The sequence below is a fragment of the Pedobacter sp. Leaf250 genome, assembly GCF_920984735.1.
Classification (GTDB): domain Bacteria; phylum Bacteroidota; class Bacteroidia; order Sphingobacteriales; family Sphingobacteriaceae; genus Pedobacter.
Genome location: NZ_CAKLBU010000007.1, coordinates 185,259 through 200,992, shown reverse-complemented (window position 1 = coordinate 200,992; position 15,734 = coordinate 185,259). Strand labels below are relative to the sequence as shown.

General features: G+C 36.7%; 14 protein-coding genes. 6 read left to right on the top strand and 8 right to left on the bottom strand.

Going from position 1 to position 15,734, the window contains the following annotated elements; translation table 11 throughout:
• Positions 1-19 precede the first annotated feature (19 nt).
• Positions 20-385 carry a response regulator gene (locus LUA91_RS08325; RefSeq protein WP_231425588.1) on the top strand — a complete coding sequence of 122 codons (366 nt, stop codon included), beginning with the start codon at positions 20-22 and terminating at the stop codon, positions 383-385.
• A 43-nt stretch (positions 386-428) separates the two neighbouring features.
• Here the strand turns inward: LUA91_RS08325 and LUA91_RS08320 are convergent, their stop codons facing one another.
• From LUA91_RS08320 to LUA91_RS08305, 4 genes are all read right to left on the bottom strand, one after another.
• Positions 429-1,388, bottom strand: coding sequence for a DUF3137 domain-containing protein (locus LUA91_RS08320; RefSeq protein WP_231425587.1), 960 nt, complete (start codon positions 1,386-1,388; stop codon positions 429-431).
• Positions 1,388-1,942 (bottom strand): LemA family protein, encoded by a 555-nt coding sequence (locus tag LUA91_RS08315; RefSeq protein ID WP_231425586.1) that lies wholly within the window; start codon positions 1,940-1,942, stop codon positions 1,388-1,390. Before LUA91_RS08315 ends, LUA91_RS08320 begins: the two co-directional genes overlap by 1 nt.
• A gap of 54 nt (positions 1,943-1,996) precedes the next feature.
• On the bottom strand, positions 1,997-3,829 hold the full coding sequence (locus LUA91_RS08310) for a hypothetical protein (RefSeq protein WP_231425585.1): 1,833 nt from the start codon (positions 3,827-3,829) through the stop codon (positions 1,997-1,999).
• Between the two features lie 63 nt (positions 3,830-3,892).
• Entirely contained in the window at positions 3,893-5,680 is a 1,788-nt protein-coding gene (locus LUA91_RS08305) for a hypothetical protein (RefSeq protein WP_231425584.1), read from the bottom strand.
• A 320-nt stretch (positions 5,681-6,000) separates the two neighbouring features.
• On the opposite strand from LUA91_RS08305, the gene LUA91_RS08300 reads away from it, so the two are divergent.
• On the top strand, positions 6,001-6,642 hold the full coding sequence (locus LUA91_RS08300; protein WP_231425583.1) for a DUF47 domain-containing protein: 642 nt from the start codon (positions 6,001-6,003) through the stop codon (positions 6,640-6,642).
• 12 nt (positions 6,643-6,654) lie between these two features.
• Positions 6,655-7,665 (top strand): inorganic phosphate transporter, encoded by a 1,011-nt coding sequence (locus LUA91_RS08295; protein WP_231425582.1) that lies wholly within the window; start codon positions 6,655-6,657, stop codon positions 7,663-7,665.
• Between the two features lie 306 nt (positions 7,666-7,971).
• Here the strand turns inward: LUA91_RS08295 and LUA91_RS08290 are convergent, their stop codons facing one another.
• Positions 7,972-9,261: a carboxypeptidase-like regulatory domain-containing protein gene (locus tag LUA91_RS08290; RefSeq protein ID WP_231425581.1), complete on the bottom strand. Its 1,290-nt coding sequence runs from the start codon at positions 9,259-9,261 to the stop codon at positions 7,972-7,974.
• Positions 9,254-9,832: an RNA polymerase sigma factor gene (locus tag LUA91_RS08285; RefSeq protein ID WP_010599220.1), complete on the bottom strand. Its 579-nt coding sequence runs from the start codon at positions 9,830-9,832 to the stop codon at positions 9,254-9,256. Before LUA91_RS08285 ends, LUA91_RS08290 begins: the two co-directional genes overlap by 8 nt.
• Positions 9,833-10,335: 503 nt before the next feature.
• On the opposite strand from LUA91_RS08285, the gene LUA91_RS08280 reads away from it, so the two are divergent.
• Both LUA91_RS08280 and LUA91_RS08275 read left to right on the top strand, forming a co-directional pair.
• Positions 10,336-11,571, top strand: a complete 1,236-nt coding sequence (locus LUA91_RS08280) for a DEAD/DEAH box helicase (RefSeq protein ID WP_231425580.1) — start codon at positions 10,336-10,338, stop codon at positions 11,569-11,571.
• Positions 11,572-11,630: 59 nt separating this feature from the next.
• Positions 11,631-12,542, top strand: coding sequence for an AEC family transporter (locus LUA91_RS08275; RefSeq protein ID WP_231425579.1), 912 nt, complete (start codon positions 11,631-11,633; stop codon positions 12,540-12,542).
• 480 nt (positions 12,543-13,022) lie between these two features.
• On the opposite strand, the gene LUA91_RS08270 is transcribed toward LUA91_RS08275, so the two are convergent.
• Positions 13,023-14,450: an L-serine ammonia-lyase gene (locus LUA91_RS08270; protein ID WP_231425578.1), complete on the bottom strand. Its 1,428-nt coding sequence runs from the start codon at positions 14,448-14,450 to the stop codon at positions 13,023-13,025.
• A gap of 110 nt (positions 14,451-14,560) precedes the next feature.
• On the opposite strand from LUA91_RS08270, the gene LUA91_RS08265 reads away from it, so the two are divergent.
• Positions 14,561-15,058 (top strand): RDD family protein, encoded by a 498-nt coding sequence (locus LUA91_RS08265; RefSeq protein WP_231425577.1) that lies wholly within the window; start codon positions 14,561-14,563, stop codon positions 15,056-15,058.
• Between the two features lie 4 nt (positions 15,059-15,062).
• Here the strand turns inward: LUA91_RS08265 and LUA91_RS08260 are convergent, their stop codons facing one another.
• The gene (locus LUA91_RS08260) at positions 15,063-15,722 is read right to left on the bottom strand and encodes an MgtC/SapB family protein (RefSeq protein ID WP_231425576.1); all 660 of its coding nucleotides are present in this window, start codon (positions 15,720-15,722) and stop codon (positions 15,063-15,065) included.
• Between the last annotated feature and the right edge of the window lie 12 nt (positions 15,723-15,734).

Sequence of the window (15,734 nt, the reverse complement as noted above, 5' to 3'; positions counted from 1 at the left end):
TGCCTTTAGGAGATAACTTATGGCTGATGCAAAAAAAGTATTCGTTTTTGATGACAATAGAGATATTTTAGATCTCTGTACTTTCATTTTGGAAGATGCGGGCTATGAAATTAAAACCTCGGAAACAGCAAATGATATTGAATCCCAGGTAGCAGCTTACATGCCCGACATTATTTTTATGGATAACTGGCTTCCGGATTTAGGTGGAATACAAGCCACAAGGGCCATAAAAAGTAATCCTAATTTAAAACACATTCCCGTTATATACTTTTCTGCAAATAATGATATTTCAGCACTGGCTGATGAAGCTGGCGCTGATAGTTATTTATCCAAACCTTTTGATATTGAGGCTTTGGAAGCAATTGTGAAAAAACATTTAAGTTAGCCAATTCTTTATTGCATTCATGTTTTTTAGGATACCAATAAGTTTATCCTTTTCCCCAAATTCTGGTATTTAAATCGAGCTCTTTTATAATATCATACATGAATTTTATCGTAGAAATATCTTCGTTGAGCAAATCGGGATTTAACAATGATTTAAAAATAGGTGCCTCAAAATAGTTTCTGTCCAAAGGGAAACCGATATACATTCTCGATTGAATAAATGATAGCGAAATAGAATATTTTGAATTGTTATTCAATTTCAAGATCCGTTCCATCATGGCTGGTGTTAGCAAATAACGGGATTCTACCTGATCTGTTCCGTAGGTAATAAAGGCTTTTGCAAAATCTACATTTTCTAATTTAATCACATCATTACTGCCAAAAGAAAATAGATTATTTGAAAACCATGCGCCAATGGCACTCCCAAAATCTTTCGGACGAACGATGGTTACACCATTGAAATTTTTATTAAAATCGGCAACAAAAATGATTCCTTTAAAAATATCGTGCCATTCTGTTTTTGTTCCATTTTTAGTTTGCGTTACGGTTTTATATTCTGCATGAACCTCTGCAAAATAAAATGCTGTTTTATCGGCTTTTCCGCATACTAAATCTTCAGTTTTGTATCGATCAGGCTCTGTAGAAAAAAGTTGCGATTGGATAAATTCATTTGCTAAAATGCCATCTTTTGGAGAAATGGTTAAACTCGAATCTAAAAACTGTAGTGCTTCGCCAATAACATCTCGTTTGTAGGCCTGCTTGTAAGCTTGCAGCTCATCGTTGATTTTGTAGAGCACAATTCCACCATAAATAACAGGTATTAATCCGGCTATAATCGATGGCATTGGAACGCCTAAGATCGAACCAACTATGCCAAGCACAATGCCTCCACCAATAGAAAAATATCCTTTTTTTTGAGTAGAAGCAATTTTTTTACGCCCCACCTCCATTGTAGCCAAAACATTTTGAAGGGCTACATTTCCGGCCAAACTAAAAAATTGCATTAACTATTGAAAAGATCTTTTGCGCTTATGTTTTTTCGTTCTTCAACAGCAGTTTCTAGAACCGGAACCGGATGGAAGTTTAACATTCCTGCAAATAAACTTCCAGGAAACATCATAATTGAATTATTGTAATCGGTAACGGCAGAATTATAAGAGCGTCTGGCTGCAGCAATTTGCTCTTCACTTTCTGCCCAAGTGCTCTGAAGATTTATAAAATTGGTATTGGCCTTTAAATCAGGATAGTTCTCTACATTAACCATTAATCCTTTAACGCTTGTACTTAGCTGACTATCAATTTGCGCTTTTTCAGCATCGGTTATATTGCCCGCTGCGGCCTTGGTTCTAAGTTCTACAATTTTCGAAAGTGTTTCCGACTCGTAATTTGTATACTGTTTAACAACTTCAACCAAGTTCGGTATTAAATCGAAGCGCTTCTTGAGCATTACATCAATTGCAGAGAAAGCATTGGTTACTTGGTTTTTTTTACCAATTAATGAATTGTAAAAGAAAATCCCAATAAGTAGGAGTACGACAAGAATAATGGCGATAATCATGATTTAGTTTTTGGTTTAGATATTAAAGATAGAAAAACGTTACACATTTTATGTTTAACGCTTTTCGTTTTTAGCCTCCCTTTCTCTTTGCTGCCTACGCTGCAATCTTTTTTGTTTTCTAATGCGATGATTTTCCCGCATCTCATTAAAATTTTTAATATGCTTTCTTATTTCTTCCTGTTTTTGTTCGGTAATACCGACGCTGTTTTTTATCCCAATAAATAAACTTTTCCAAATTAAATTGAAGAAAGAAGTGTTCTGCACACGATTATAATTAACAGCAGCCGATGTGAATTTGCCATCCAAACTTGGGTTTTCTGACTTAATGATTAATGCATTTGCTAAGATCGACAACAAGCCACGGGTTACTAAATGGTCTTTGCTTGGATCATTTTTCATCAGCGCTACCGATAAATCGTAATAATAGAAATCTACTTTTCCCTTGGCGCCATCATTGTTAGCTTTAAAATCAAATTTAAGTTTATCTACTATTCCCCGATTAATGCGCACCAATCCCAACGGTTTTGTAATTTGATTTAATACCCGAGCATTAAATGTATGGAGTTGCCCTTTGTATGTAAAATCACCATTTTTAGCTAACAGGTTAAAATTAAATTTTAAATCCAATTGCCCTTGACCCAATAAATAAGTATTTAAGTTTACTTCCATAAAAGGATTTATAGCCTTTATTTTAGTTAGGTTGGTTACGTTTTTAAATACGCCGGAAGTTTTTTCGAAAGAAATTTTCCCTCTTTGCTGGCTTTCTCCATTATAAACGGCATAACTTACATCAACGTCTTTCAGTTTTATTTTCTGGATGAGCACAGGTGCAGTCATTTGCTGCAATAGTTGGTGTGGAAATCGGCGAACCCTGTTCTCCAAACTATCCGAAGGAGAATAGTTTACACCCAAACTATTGTCGTTAAAAACGGAAATAAATCCATTGGCTATTGCCATTTCTTTTGCTCGGAATTCTTGTTTGCTGATATAAAGGGGTAAATCGATATCATTAAGTAGAATGTCGCTCATTTGTATATGGAAGCGATCTTTTGCATAACCAGCAACTTTGCCAAATTTCATTTCATCGTAAAGTGGCTCTACTTGAAATTTATTTACTTTTAAACTCCCTGTTGATGCTTTGAAATCTAACTGGTTCAGCTTAATGTTGTACATCTTATCCGGAGTGGGGTAGTTGTAATCTTTTAAGTTGATGATTACATCTTTAAGAAGATAAAAGCGATCTGGATCCTCTGCAGAAGTAGAATCAACAAGCAAATCTTTTAGTGTTATGTTTAAATCATCAATAGCGAATGGAACAGATTTGGGCACATTTTTATTGATATATTTAAAACTTGCATCCTTAAAAAAAATATTATCGATACGGAATTCCTTTAAGTTTTGAGAGATCATCGCATATGGAGATTTGATCGGTCTCGGTGGTCGGTTCTCATTAAAATTAAATTGTCTATTCATCATCAGCACTTCAGGCTTATCAAAAATAACTTCTTCCAATTGGAGTTTTTGATGCCTGTAAAGTGTTAAAGGATGGAAATGTTTAACCTGAAGTTTCTTTAGTTTTACTGTATAAAGATTGTTAGGTGCTCTTTTTAATGTTATGAGCTGATTAAAACGATTTGTATCTGGAGTGATTTTTACATTATAAAGTGTGGCACTGCCTGTTAAAATATTGGTAGATACTTTTGAAAAACTTATGGTGTACAGGCTATCTGTCGACTTGTATAAGAGCGTTTTAATGCGACTGGTAAGTAGCGGTTGCGATTTTACATTTAAAAACCAGGATAACCCTGCAAGTAATGCAATAATGATCAGTAATATTGCAGCAACCCATTTTAAAATTTTAATTCTTCTTCTTTTGGTATCAGGCATTCAACGAGAGGAATGGTATTCACAGCAATATACATTATATAATTGTACTGTAAAAAATGCTTCTTAATTTTTTTCTCTTATAGCCTTACGTGCTTCCCTACGGTCTGCTCTTTTTTGTTGTCTCACTTTCTTTGCAATAACCTCTTGCTGTTTAACAGGATTTTTTTCGGGAACAATACCAACACCAACAATATCTTTAATACCTACAAATAATGTCTTCCACATGAGGTTAAAAAATGAACCTGAATTAATTCTTGTAGTGGTCATGGTTGCTGTTCTGGGCGTATTACTTTTGCTTGGATTTTCATCTTTAACCAAAATGGCGTTGGCCAAAAAAGACAATAATCCTTTTTCTTTTGTGCCTTCTCCATCAATATTATCCGAAAGTATTTTTACTTTTAAATTGGTATACAACATACCCATTGAGCCCGAAGCTGATCGCAGATTACCAGTGGCTTTAAAATTAATATTTTGGATATTTCCACTTTCAATTTCTATTAGGCCAAGGTTTTTTGATAATGAATTGAGGTTTTTTAAATCGAATTTCCCTAAGCTGCCGCTGTAACTGAAAGCACCATTCAGATCGCTAAGATTAAAATCTATTTTAACATTCAGTTTGCCAGAGCCCATTAATAAGGTGTTTAAATCAGCAATAGCATGATTGTTTGTTGCCAAACGCAAACTATCGTTGGTGATATTCAAAATATTTCCTGTGAGTGATTTAAACGATACAGAGCCCACTTTTTTGCTTGCTGGATTATATTCAGAATATTTAACATCGATATCTTTAAGTTTTATGGTATCAATAAGTAAGGGAAGATTTAATCTTTTCAAAGCCATGTGCGGATAATTGTTGCCTTTATCTAACCCTGCAGGCGGCGGAGACTCCCTGCTCATGAAAACCGCCACATTAGCTGGTCCGATTTTTACTGATTTTGCCTCCAGCTTTTGATCAGTGTTGAGCTTAATAAAATCGATTCCGTTAAACTCAATATTAGTAAAGCTCAAATCGTAGCGATCTTTTTGTATTTTATATTTACGGGTAAATTCAAGTTCAGGGTAAAGTGGTTTTAACGTTAAGCCTTTAATATTCAGTTTTTTAGAAGAGTAAGAGCCGCTAATTGTATCTATTTTCATGGTGTACATCCTATCTTTTGTGTTGGATTTGTAACCTGCAACTTGAAATGAAATATCTTTAGTGTAGTAAAACCGCGATGTATCGGTACCTGAAAGCGAATCCAATAAAAAATCTTTTACATTTACATCGAGGTGCTTAATGCTGTTTTTGGTTTTTACGGATTTACTTTTATTGATGTAATCGAAATCGGCATCGATAATTTTAATGGAATGGACGCGGGCAGATTTAAAGGTTTTGGAAATCTGATCGTAAAGCGTTTTTTTTACCTTTACAGTATCTTCTTTCTTAGGTACTTTATTGAATATAACGTTTATTGATGGCCGATCGAGCAAGATCTCGTTAATATCCAATCGCTTTTTAAAATAGGCTGTTAGAATACTTACCCTTGTAATCTGAAGTTTTTTAAGTTTAATTTCAAAAGTATGTGCAGGAGCAATCTTTTGTTTTTTCAGGGAATCAAATACCAGTGTATCTGGCTTCAGTGTTACCTCACGGAGTGCCAGGCTTCCAGTGATTACATTTAGGTTTATGCTTTTAAAATCGATATTATATAGGTGATTTGAACCATTATAAACACCTTCCTTAATTTTTTCGGTTAAGATAGGTTTCCACTGAGCACTGATAAACATGGCGCCAAATGCCAATATGAGAATTAACCCACCAACAATACTGCCTATCCAAATCCAAAGTTTGTTCCTGTTTTGAGCTGTCATTTTTTTGGTTTATCAGTATAGAACAGATAGCGTACAGAAAGGTTTGTTTTGGAATTTGCCGTTTTGAACAGTTCCTTGTTTATAAACCTGATATAAGCGAACATGGTGGAATATTTCATCGGGAGGAGTAAAGCGTTTAGCAGGACTACTGTTCCCGAAAAGTTCAGAGCGTACATTTCCAAATCGATCTGAAACGCTAAGTGTATCGCTTCTAAATATTTATACCTAATAATGAATGCAAAACAATTTCTTAATATAATTAATGAATTAACATTAACTTAACATTGAGCTTGTAGCTTTGCAACATATTAGAAATTAACATGAACAATATTTTTAAGTTCTTTACACCTCAAGATAGAAAATTCCATCCTCTTTTTGAGCAAGCTGGTAGCAACGCATTAAAAATCTCAGAAGCACTTTTAGAAATGGTTAGTACTGCCGACGCTGAAAGCAGAAAAACAATTTTTAAGGAAATTGAGCGTCTGGAGCACGTGGGAGATGATATTACCCATTCGATTTTCTTGGAACTGAGCAGGAACTTCATTACACCATTTGATAGGGAAGACATTCACCAATTGGCTACTGCTGTTGATGATGTTGCCGATTATATTTATGGTACTGCAAACCGCATGCAAATGTACAACATGAATACCATTAGTGAACCAATTGTTAAAATTGCAGAGCTTTTAGTAGAAATGTGTACTGATATTGATAAGGCAATAAAAGAATTACGCAGTTTCAAAAACATCCGTGTAATTGCCGATGCTTGTATCCGCATTAACAGTGGCGAAAACCAGGCAGATTATGTATTTACTTTGGCGGTTGCCCGTTTATTTGAATACGAAACCAATGCGATTGAATTAATTAAACAAAAAGAGGTTTTGCAAACAATAGAAAAAGCGACAGATAAGTGCGAGGATGTGGCGAATGTGCTTGAAACTATCTTGGTTAAAAACGCTTAATAATAAACAAACATGGTAACTACCTTATTGGTTGTTGTTGTAATTCTGGCTATTGCTTTCGATTACATTAACGGTTTTCACGATGCCGCTAACTCGATTGCAACAGTTGTTTCTACAAAAGTTCTTACGCCTTTTCAGGCGGTTTTGTGGGCTGCGCTTTTTAATTTTGCGGCTTACTTTTATTTTACCGATCATAAAGTAGCCAACACGGTTGCCAAAACGGTAATTGAAAATTATATTACGTTAGAAGTTATTCTTGCCGGTTTAGTTGCTGCGATAATTTGGAATCTTTTAACCTGGTGGTATGGTATTCCTTCCAGTTCATCTCACACGCTAATCGGTGGTTTCGCCGGTGCTGGTATGACACATGCTTTACTTATTGGAGCTAGTCCGATGGATGCTGTAAACATGGGATATGTTATTAAGATTGTATCATTTATCGTTTTAGCACCAATAATTGGTTTGGTTATTTCGGTTGTATTAACATTGATTATCATTAACATTTGCCGTTATGCAAAGCCATCTACAGCAGAAAAGTGGTTCAAACGTTTGCAACTATTATCATCTGCGGCTTTAAGTTTCTTCCATGGGGGTAATGATGCGCAAAAGGTAATGGGTATTATTGCTACAGCATTAATTGCAGCAAAGGTTATTCCTGATTTCGATTCTATGCCTGCATGGGTGCCAATTGCTTGTTATTCGGCAATTTCATTGGGTACCATGAGTGGTGGGTGGAAAATTGTGAAAACAATGGGTTCGAAAATTACCAAAGTAACAGCACTCGAGGGTGTTGCTGCTGAGGGTGCAGGAGCAATCACTTTGGGTATTACTGAGCATTTCGGTATTCCTGTATCTACAACACATACTATTACAGGTTCGATTGTAGGTGTAGGTGTAGTAAAAAGCGTTTCTGCAGTACGTTGGGGTGTAACCATCAACCTAATCTGGGCATGGGTATTAACCATCCCGGTTTCAGCTACATTAGCCGCCATTATTTATGGAGCTATCTACTACTTCAAATAGTACAATTAGAAATAAATAAAAAAGACCAAAGCAGTTGCGCTTTGGTCTTTTTTTGTTTTATAAGCCTTTGGATACGGGTTTTAATATTGTTGATATTTATAAGATTAAGAAAACTTACAGAGAAAGCTTCTTGTTGGCATATCTTTGTGAAACATATAGGAATATAGATTATATGGCTTGTATTGTTTACTATATTTTTTTTATTTTATTAAATATTGGCATTGCTGGAACTATAGAGATATAGACCAGAAATGGATATTAGCAATAGGCAGACTATATCATCTAAATTACTGTATGGTTTAAAAACTAAAACTTAACGCTCAATTCTACCAAATCATTTCCATTTTTAGGTAATACCCAGTCTGGTCCGGTTTGAATAAGACGTTTAGCCTCTGCATCAGCTTTGTTATTTAATGGCTTTATAACTTTCACATTCGTTGGGCGACCATTTTTCTTCACCTTGAAACTCAAGATTACAAATTGCTCAGGTCCTTTAGCATTATAAAGTTTATTGTTATTCTCTAAATATTGGCTGTAATTAATTGTTGAAACTGGAACGGGTTTTGTAATTTCTGTTAATGATTTACCATCCAGGTTCTGCTCTGCCCGAAGCATAATTTTAGGTGCCGGGATATTCTCTTTTTTACGGCCATTAGAGCCCATTATAGCCGCAATTTCGTTAATTGATTTATCACCCGTCATGGCATTCCTTATCGCATTCGGATCATTTACGTTTGTAATTGGACGCTCTCTAAAGCCAATAGCGTTAATTAATAAATCTTCGTCTTTAGCTGTACTGTCTGCAGGCAGGGCAAAGTATCCCTTAGAATCTGTTGCAGTTATTTTATTAGATCCAGCAAGTTTAACCACAGCGCCTTCAACGGGCTTACCATTGCTTTGATCGATAACATTTCCACTAAATACTACATTGTTTGAGGCCGCCGCCGGAGCTGCAGCAATAACAGCGTCACTTTTACTATACGCTTTTTTAGCTTCGTAAGCTGAAGATGGAATTTGAACTTTAGCCTTGCTCAAATTCACTTCACTATTCGTTTCTGCTACTATAGCTTCATCTGCAGATTTTACAACAGGCGTCTGTTTTGTATTTTTAGATAAATCACCGGTTTTGGCGTCAACAATGGCCTTATCAATTAATGCTGATTTTGTATTGGCCAATGCTGTGTCTCCGTTAGTTGGTTTTGTAATGGCAACTTCGGTTGTGGTATCTAAATTTACAATAACTCCTTCTTGCTTTCTGGCAGCGGTTTCTGCATTTTTACGATTGGTCTCACGCATAAAAAACAAAATACTTACCGCAATAAAAGCAACTGTAGCTGTTGCGGCAATACTTAAACGATGTGTGGTAATGCCCCACATTTTACGTTTAATAGGTTTTTCCGAAATGCGATCGTAAAGTTGTTTTTGTAAAATAGATAAAGTTTGTTTACGCTTTGGCGATTGCTTTAACCCTTCCAACGCTTCGGCTATAAAAGGATCTTCCAATGCCTGGCGCTCCACAAAGTGCATAGCCTTAGCGTCAAGCTTACCGTCAAGGTAATCTTCCAGCACGTCAATATCTAACCAATCGTTATTCACTACTATTTTTCTCTATACAAATCTTTAAATTCCTCTTTCCATTTTGGATATAGCTTTTCACCTTAAGCATATCATAGCCTGTAATGTCGGCCACTTCTTTATAGCACTTCTCCTGAAGGTAAAATAAATCTACGCTTTTCCGTTGTTCTTCGGGCAAGGTTTCCATGCACTTTTCCATTATGGTGAGCTGCGTTTCTTTTGTGTCGTCAATATCCAGATGCACAAACTCGCTGTTTTCCACAAAAGTATCGTCTATAGAAACGTTATTTTGCTTGGACGATTTTCTCAACGCCATTAAGCAATGGTTTCGCGTTAAAACATGTAGCCAGCTTTTAAAATTCTGCACTTCATGAATTTTAAGTTTTTTAACCAGTTCTTCAAAAATCTGCATTACTGCATCTTTGCTCAGCTCCTCATCCTTAAAATAATTAAGGCAAACCCCAAATACCAGGTGCATATATTTATTATAAAGCGTACCCAATGCATCTAAATCGCCGGTGCTTTTGTACTCGGCAATTAAATCTGCATCATCTTTCTGGTTAATCCCAGCTATGTTTTTTATAAACTTCAAAAAATTGGGTAGCTATGATAAATATCCTCAAGTATAAAAAATATTTTCCAGTAAGGACAGGTTTAAGCGAAATTGGTTTTCATCATTCAGCTATTTTTGAAGCGCAGTGGCACTACACAGGTTAAAGTATGCTCCCGTTTTCCGCTTTACGCTTCGCTTCGTCATGCTTCCTTCGCTGCAGGGTAACGCTTCACCCGGGGCTATAAATAAAGTATTGATGCTTTTTTTTAAGGTTTTCAAATCAGAAGCCTAGGCTAACTTTGTCGTTATTGGTATACTTAAAATGTTTCTAAACCCGACCGCAGCGGCAGCCCGAGCTTTTTCGGCGAGGGCTATAGCAGAGGGCGGGACTGCTGGATGCCAAAGGTTTAAAAACGCACATTTTAAAATCGAAAAATGGCCAATAAAACAGGCCATTTCGCATTTCTAAATTCATGGTAGATTGGCGTTTGCTATTCGCCGTAATTTGAGGTACTTTTGCTAAAATACATAAACATAACAGATTGAATTTTAACGACTTTAATTTTAACCCCGATTTACACGAAGGCCTGATGGCCATGGGGTATAAAAGCGCTACTCCCATACAAGAACAAGCCATTCCTGTAATTTTAGATAATCATGATCTTATTGCCTGTGCACAAACCGGAACTGGAAAAACAGCAAGTTACCTGTTGCCGGTGATGGAAAAAATCAGTCGTGCTACAGATCGCCATAACAATACTTTGATTTTAGCGCCAACACGAGAACTTGCACAACAGATTGATTTACAGGTTGAAGCATTGGCATATTTCACCAACATCAGCTCTTTGGCAGTTTATGGTGGTGGAGATGGAATTGCGTATGAGCAGCAAAAACGTTCGATGCGTGATGGTGTGGACATCATTATTGCAACACCTGGCCGTTTGATGGCGCATTTATCATCTGGTGTTTTAAAATTGGAGCACTTGCAACACCTGATTTTAGATGAAGCCGACCGGATGCTTGATATGGGTTTTTATGATGACATTATGCGCATTGTAAGTTATCTTCCTAAGAAAAGACAAACGCTTCTTTTCTCAGCAACCATGGCGCCAAAAATCAGGAAAATGGCTGGCAGTATTTTACATGAACCGCAACAGATTACCATTTCAATAGCAAAACCAGCCGAAGGAATTGATCAGCAAGCTTACAATATTCACGATCAACAGAAACAGGCTTTATTAACAGATATTTTCAAAGATGAAACTTATAAAAGTGCCATTATTTTCGCCTCAACTAAAGAAAAAGTAAAAGCATTATATAAAACTTTCAAATCTCTAAAGATTAAAGCTGAAGCCTTTCACTCTGATTTAGGCCAGAAAGAACGGGAAGATATTTTATTGGCGTTTAAAAACAGAAGACTTCCGATTATCATCGGAACGGATGTTTTATCTCGCGGGATTGATGTGGAAGGCGTTGATTTGGTTATTAACTACGATGTTCCTGGCGATCCTGCAGATTATGTACACCGTATCGGTAGAACAGCAAGAGCGGCCACAAAAGGAACGGCCATTACATTGGTTAATGGAAGAGACAAACGCAAGTTTGATAATATCGAAAAGTTGATTGAAAAAGAAGTGCCCCGAATGACTTTGCCTGAACATGTTTCTACAATGGAGATTACGCATGTTGAGGAAAAGCGGCCTGCACATCCAAGAAATAATGGCAAGAAAAAGGTTTGGCACAAGAAAAAACCAAAGCCAAGTAGCCCTACTTCATAAATTATAAAAACGCCGATTAATTAATTGGCGTTTTCTTTATCAATATTTTTGCGCTCACCATGGCAAATTTCATTCTTATTGGTTTATGCATCATTGCTGGTATTCTTTTTAGAAAAAGTAAATCGTTGCCTAAAGATGCCCATAAAGGCATTAATGCCTGGATTATTTACATCGCACTTCCAGCTACTTCATTTAAATATTTGCCGCACATTGCCTGGACTAAAGATCTGTTTTTCCCAGTTTTTGCGCCAATTTGCGTATGGCTATTAGGATGGCTTTTCGTTACCATTTATGCAAAGTTTAGTAAAGTAAGTCGTGCTACTTCTGGTGGTTTAAAGCTGGTAAGTTCGTTAAGTAATACATCGTTTATTGGCTTCCCGTTAATTATCGCATATTTTAGTGAGAAGGAAATTGCTACCGCCATTATTTGCGATCAGATTACTTTCGCATTGTTATCAACGATTGGGATTATCGTTGCCATACGTTCTTCGCAACAACAAAAATTAAGTGTAAATCTGATTTTGAAAAAAGTGCTATCATTTCCTCCGTTACTCGGCTGTGTTTTAGCATTAACCTTACCCCGATTCTTTAACCTTTCATCTTTCGATGCTTTGTTAGATAAATTATCTGGAACTGTTGGCCCATTGGCCTTATTTTCAATTGGCTTACAGCTTAAATTTGGTGGCTGGTTTAGCGAAATCAAACACATCAGCTTTGCTTTATTATACAAATTGATTTTAGCACCGCTTTCCATCTTGATGATAGCTTTAATTTTAGGGATAAGCGGAATGATTGCCAGAATTACCATCTTCGAAATGGCAATGCCAACTTTGCTTACCGCCGGACTAGTGGCTGATCAATATAATTTAAACCCAAAAGTTTCTAATTTGGTAGTTGGAATGGGAATTTTACTTTCGTTTATTACCACTGGTGTTTGGTGGTTGATTTTAACGCAAACAAACCTGTTTTAATTATTTTTTTTGAAAACGAACGTTTCTGTGCATTTGGCGGCTTGTAGTCCTGCTAACATTGCAAGTCCGCACTCGTACCTCGCTTGCGGGCTTTCCATTTATATCAGGTTTATAAACAAAGGCATTTGCAGGTAACACGATTTAAGAATTAATAACCTGTGCCAAAATCGTCATTTCAAGGGAAGCCGGGCACCACGAAGTGCTTAGTGAACCTAAATCCTTATACCTTGTTTAAAAGATTTCTCCACTACGGTCGAAATGACGGGCATGGTGTGCATTGGCTAAACCTGAAGGCATTTTGCAAGGAAACCAGCCCAAGTGCTACTGTCTGTGTTTCATAGCCCCGACATACGCGGAAATACTTTTGGTAGCATTACATTTAAAAACCACATATGCCATAACCAAAAGATTGTAGCATTGGCGGGATGAATGTTTCCGATAAGCACAAAAACTGCGCTTCAATAAAGAAAATTTAGTTAGTTAACACTCTGGTAAACTAATCGGAATGTTGGTTGCCAGGCCACCATCAGATGTTTCTTTATATTTCGCATTCATATCCAAAGCTGTTTCCCACATCGTATTTACTACGGCATCTAAACTTACTTTTGCTTTGTCGGGATTACTTTGCAGCGCCAACTGACTTGCGGTAATGGCTTTAATTGCTCCCATGGTGTTCCTCTCTATGCATGGGATTTGCACCAGTCCGCCAATCGGATCGCAGGTTAAACCTAAATGATGTTCCATAGCAATTTCTGCAGCCATTAAAACTTGCCGTTGAGAACCACCCAAACATTCTGTTAGTGCAGCGGCCGCCATTGCTGATGAAACACCAATTTCTGCCTGACAGCCGCCCATCGCAGCAGAAATAGTTGCACCTTTTTTGAAAATGCTACCAACCTCTGATGCACATGCGATAAACTGAATGATTTTCTCATCAGTATAACCATCGCAAAAGGTAATAAAATATTGCAAAACCGCTGGGATAACACCAGCAGCGCCATTTGTTGGTGCAGTTACCACCCTTCCGAATGAAGCATTTTCTTCGTTAACTGCAAGTGCGAAACAACTCACCCAGTCTAAAATATAATTGAATCCGTTGCCGCCTTTTTTAATGGCCTCTACCCATGAAGTGTAATCGCTATATTCAGATTTGCCTATTAACCTTTTGTTTAATGGAAATGCTCTTCGGGCAACATCCAATCCACCTGGCAAAAAGCCTGTGGTATGGCAGCCACGGTAAATGCAATCTCTCATTACCGCAAAATGCTGAAGAATGCCTGCTTTGGTAACAGATTCTGGTCGCCAAGCCGTTTCATTTTCCAATACAATTTCGCTCACTTTTAATCCGGTTGATAAACACCAATGCAACAACTCTTTTGCTTTTTCTACCGGAAAAGGTAAATCTACCTGGGGTTTTAAACTATTATCTTCGCCATCTTTAACAACGAAACCTCCGCCAATAGAATAATAAGTTTCGGAAAAAGCTTTGCCATTTTTTAAAAACGCCTGAAAAGTAACGGCATTTGGATGAAACGGCAGGCTTTCGGCAAAAAGGAATAACAGATCATTATCGTAATCAAAATCGATAGTCAGGTTACCTGCAAGATTTAGTTTTTTATCTTTTTGAATGCTTTCAAAAGTCGGCGTAACGGCATCAACATCAAACGTTACCGGATCTGCTCCAGTTAAGCCCAACAATATAGCAACATCAGTTCCGTGGCCTTTGCCTGTTTTGGCAAGTGATCCGTAAAGCAATATTTTTACCATTTCTACATCGGCAAGAAATCCTTGTTGTGTAAGCGATGCGGTAAACTGTTGTGCAGCCCTCCACGGACCAAGTGTATGCGAACTTGATGGGCCGATGCCTATTTTAAAAATATCGAAAACTGAAATCTGTTCCTTAATCATGAAGATAGTTAGTTACACAAAGCTATGATTTGTTTTTTGAACTTTTTACGCTAATTTTTTAGTGCGGAATCAAAATTAGCTATCTTGGTTTATAAATTTAATGTACTCTAATGAACTTCGATACTCAAAATCCGTATGATAAGGTTGATTACCGTTATTGTCGTGCATCCTCTGGATTAAGATTGGCCAATTATATTATAGATTCCGTTGTAACTTATTTACTATTGGTTATTCTTGCTATAATAGTAGCATTAATTGATCCAGAAATCGTCGACTATTTAGATAATGGAATCATTAGCCGTATTGTTGCTATGGTTTTTTACGGTATAATGATGGCATTTACAGAAGCCATGTTAAATGGTAAATCAATAGGCAAGTTCATCACTAAAACAAAAGCAGTAAATATTGATGGAACTGATATTAGTTTCGAAAAATCATTCACTAGAAACCTCATTAGAGTAATTCCATTTAATGCCTTTAGTGCGTTGGGAACACCATCTACTCCTTGGCATGATGTGTGGTCTGACACAATGGTTGTGGAAGAAAAAAAGGTTGCGCTACAACAAGAAAGTGCAAACTTATTTACCGTTGTTAAAAAGTTCGAATAAAATCCTAAAAATCAAACTCAATAATATCCTTATCTTTCAACATCTGTTCTACAAACTTCTGATGATTATTGGGTGTTCCTGTTGCAGTCCAGTTGCCGGTGATAATATTATTTACCAATTGGTGTTTTCCGCGTTGTGGCTTTAATTTATTTTCTCTAAAAACTTCCTCATAACTTTCTAAATCGCCATGCGTATGTTGTCTTTTAACAATCCGATAAACCCTCTTGGTAAACCGGCGATCGCCAACTTCTTCTAAAAATGGAAAGATAATTAAGGCAAGTAAAACCACTCCGGTAACGCCAATGGCTTGTTCATAATAACCACTTCCAATGGCCATTCCGATGGCCGCAACAATCCAAATGATACAAGCTGTAGTTAGGCCTTTAACCCGGTTTTCTTCTTTAAAGATAACACCAGCGCCTAAAAAACCAATGCCTGTTACAATATTGGATGCAATACGATCTTGACTGCTTAACCCGATCTTAATAGATAGAATGGTAAACAATGTTGAACCCAAACCGATCATCATCATGGTTTTTAAACCAGCAGATTTACTTCTGTATTCGCGTTCTGCACCAATTAAACCACATAATAGTGTAGCCAATAAAAATTTATTAACCTCACTTTGGGTAATGAAATGGTTGTTATCTAAAATATCGTTCATTACTTTGAATTA

Coding starts and splice junctions, on each gene's coding strand:
- LUA91_RS08325 (WP_231425588.1), top strand. CDS start 20: ATGGCTGATGCAAAAAAAGTATTCGTTTTTGATGACAATAGAGATATT.
- LUA91_RS08320 (WP_231425587.1), bottom strand. CDS start 1,388: ATGCAATTTTTTAGTTTGGCCGGAAATGTAGCCCTTCAAAATGTTTTG.
- LUA91_RS08315 (WP_231425586.1), bottom strand. CDS start 1,942: ATGATTATCGCCATTATTCTTGTCGTACTCCTACTTATTGGGATTTTC.
- LUA91_RS08310 (WP_231425585.1), bottom strand. CDS start 3,829: ATGCCTGATACCAAAAGAAGAAGAATTAAAATTTTAAAATGGGTTGCT.
- LUA91_RS08305 (WP_231425584.1), bottom strand. CDS start 5,680: ATGACAGCTCAAAACAGGAACAAACTTTGGATTTGGATAGGCAGTATT.
- LUA91_RS08300 (WP_231425583.1), top strand. CDS start 6,001: ATGAACAATATTTTTAAGTTCTTTACACCTCAAGATAGAAAATTCCAT.
- LUA91_RS08295 (WP_231425582.1), top strand. CDS start 6,655: ATGGTAACTACCTTATTGGTTGTTGTTGTAATTCTGGCTATTGCTTTC.
- LUA91_RS08275 (WP_231425579.1), top strand. CDS start 11,631: ATGGCAAATTTCATTCTTATTGGTTTATGCATCATTGCTGGTATTCTT.
- LUA91_RS08270 (WP_231425578.1), bottom strand. CDS start 14,450: ATGATTAAGGAACAGATTTCAGTTTTCGATATTTTTAAAATAGGCATC.
- LUA91_RS08265 (WP_231425577.1), top strand. CDS start 14,561: ATGAACTTCGATACTCAAAATCCGTATGATAAGGTTGATTACCGTTAT.
- LUA91_RS08260 (WP_231425576.1), bottom strand. CDS start 15,722: ATGAACGATATTTTAGATAACAACCATTTCATTACCCAAAGTGAGGTT.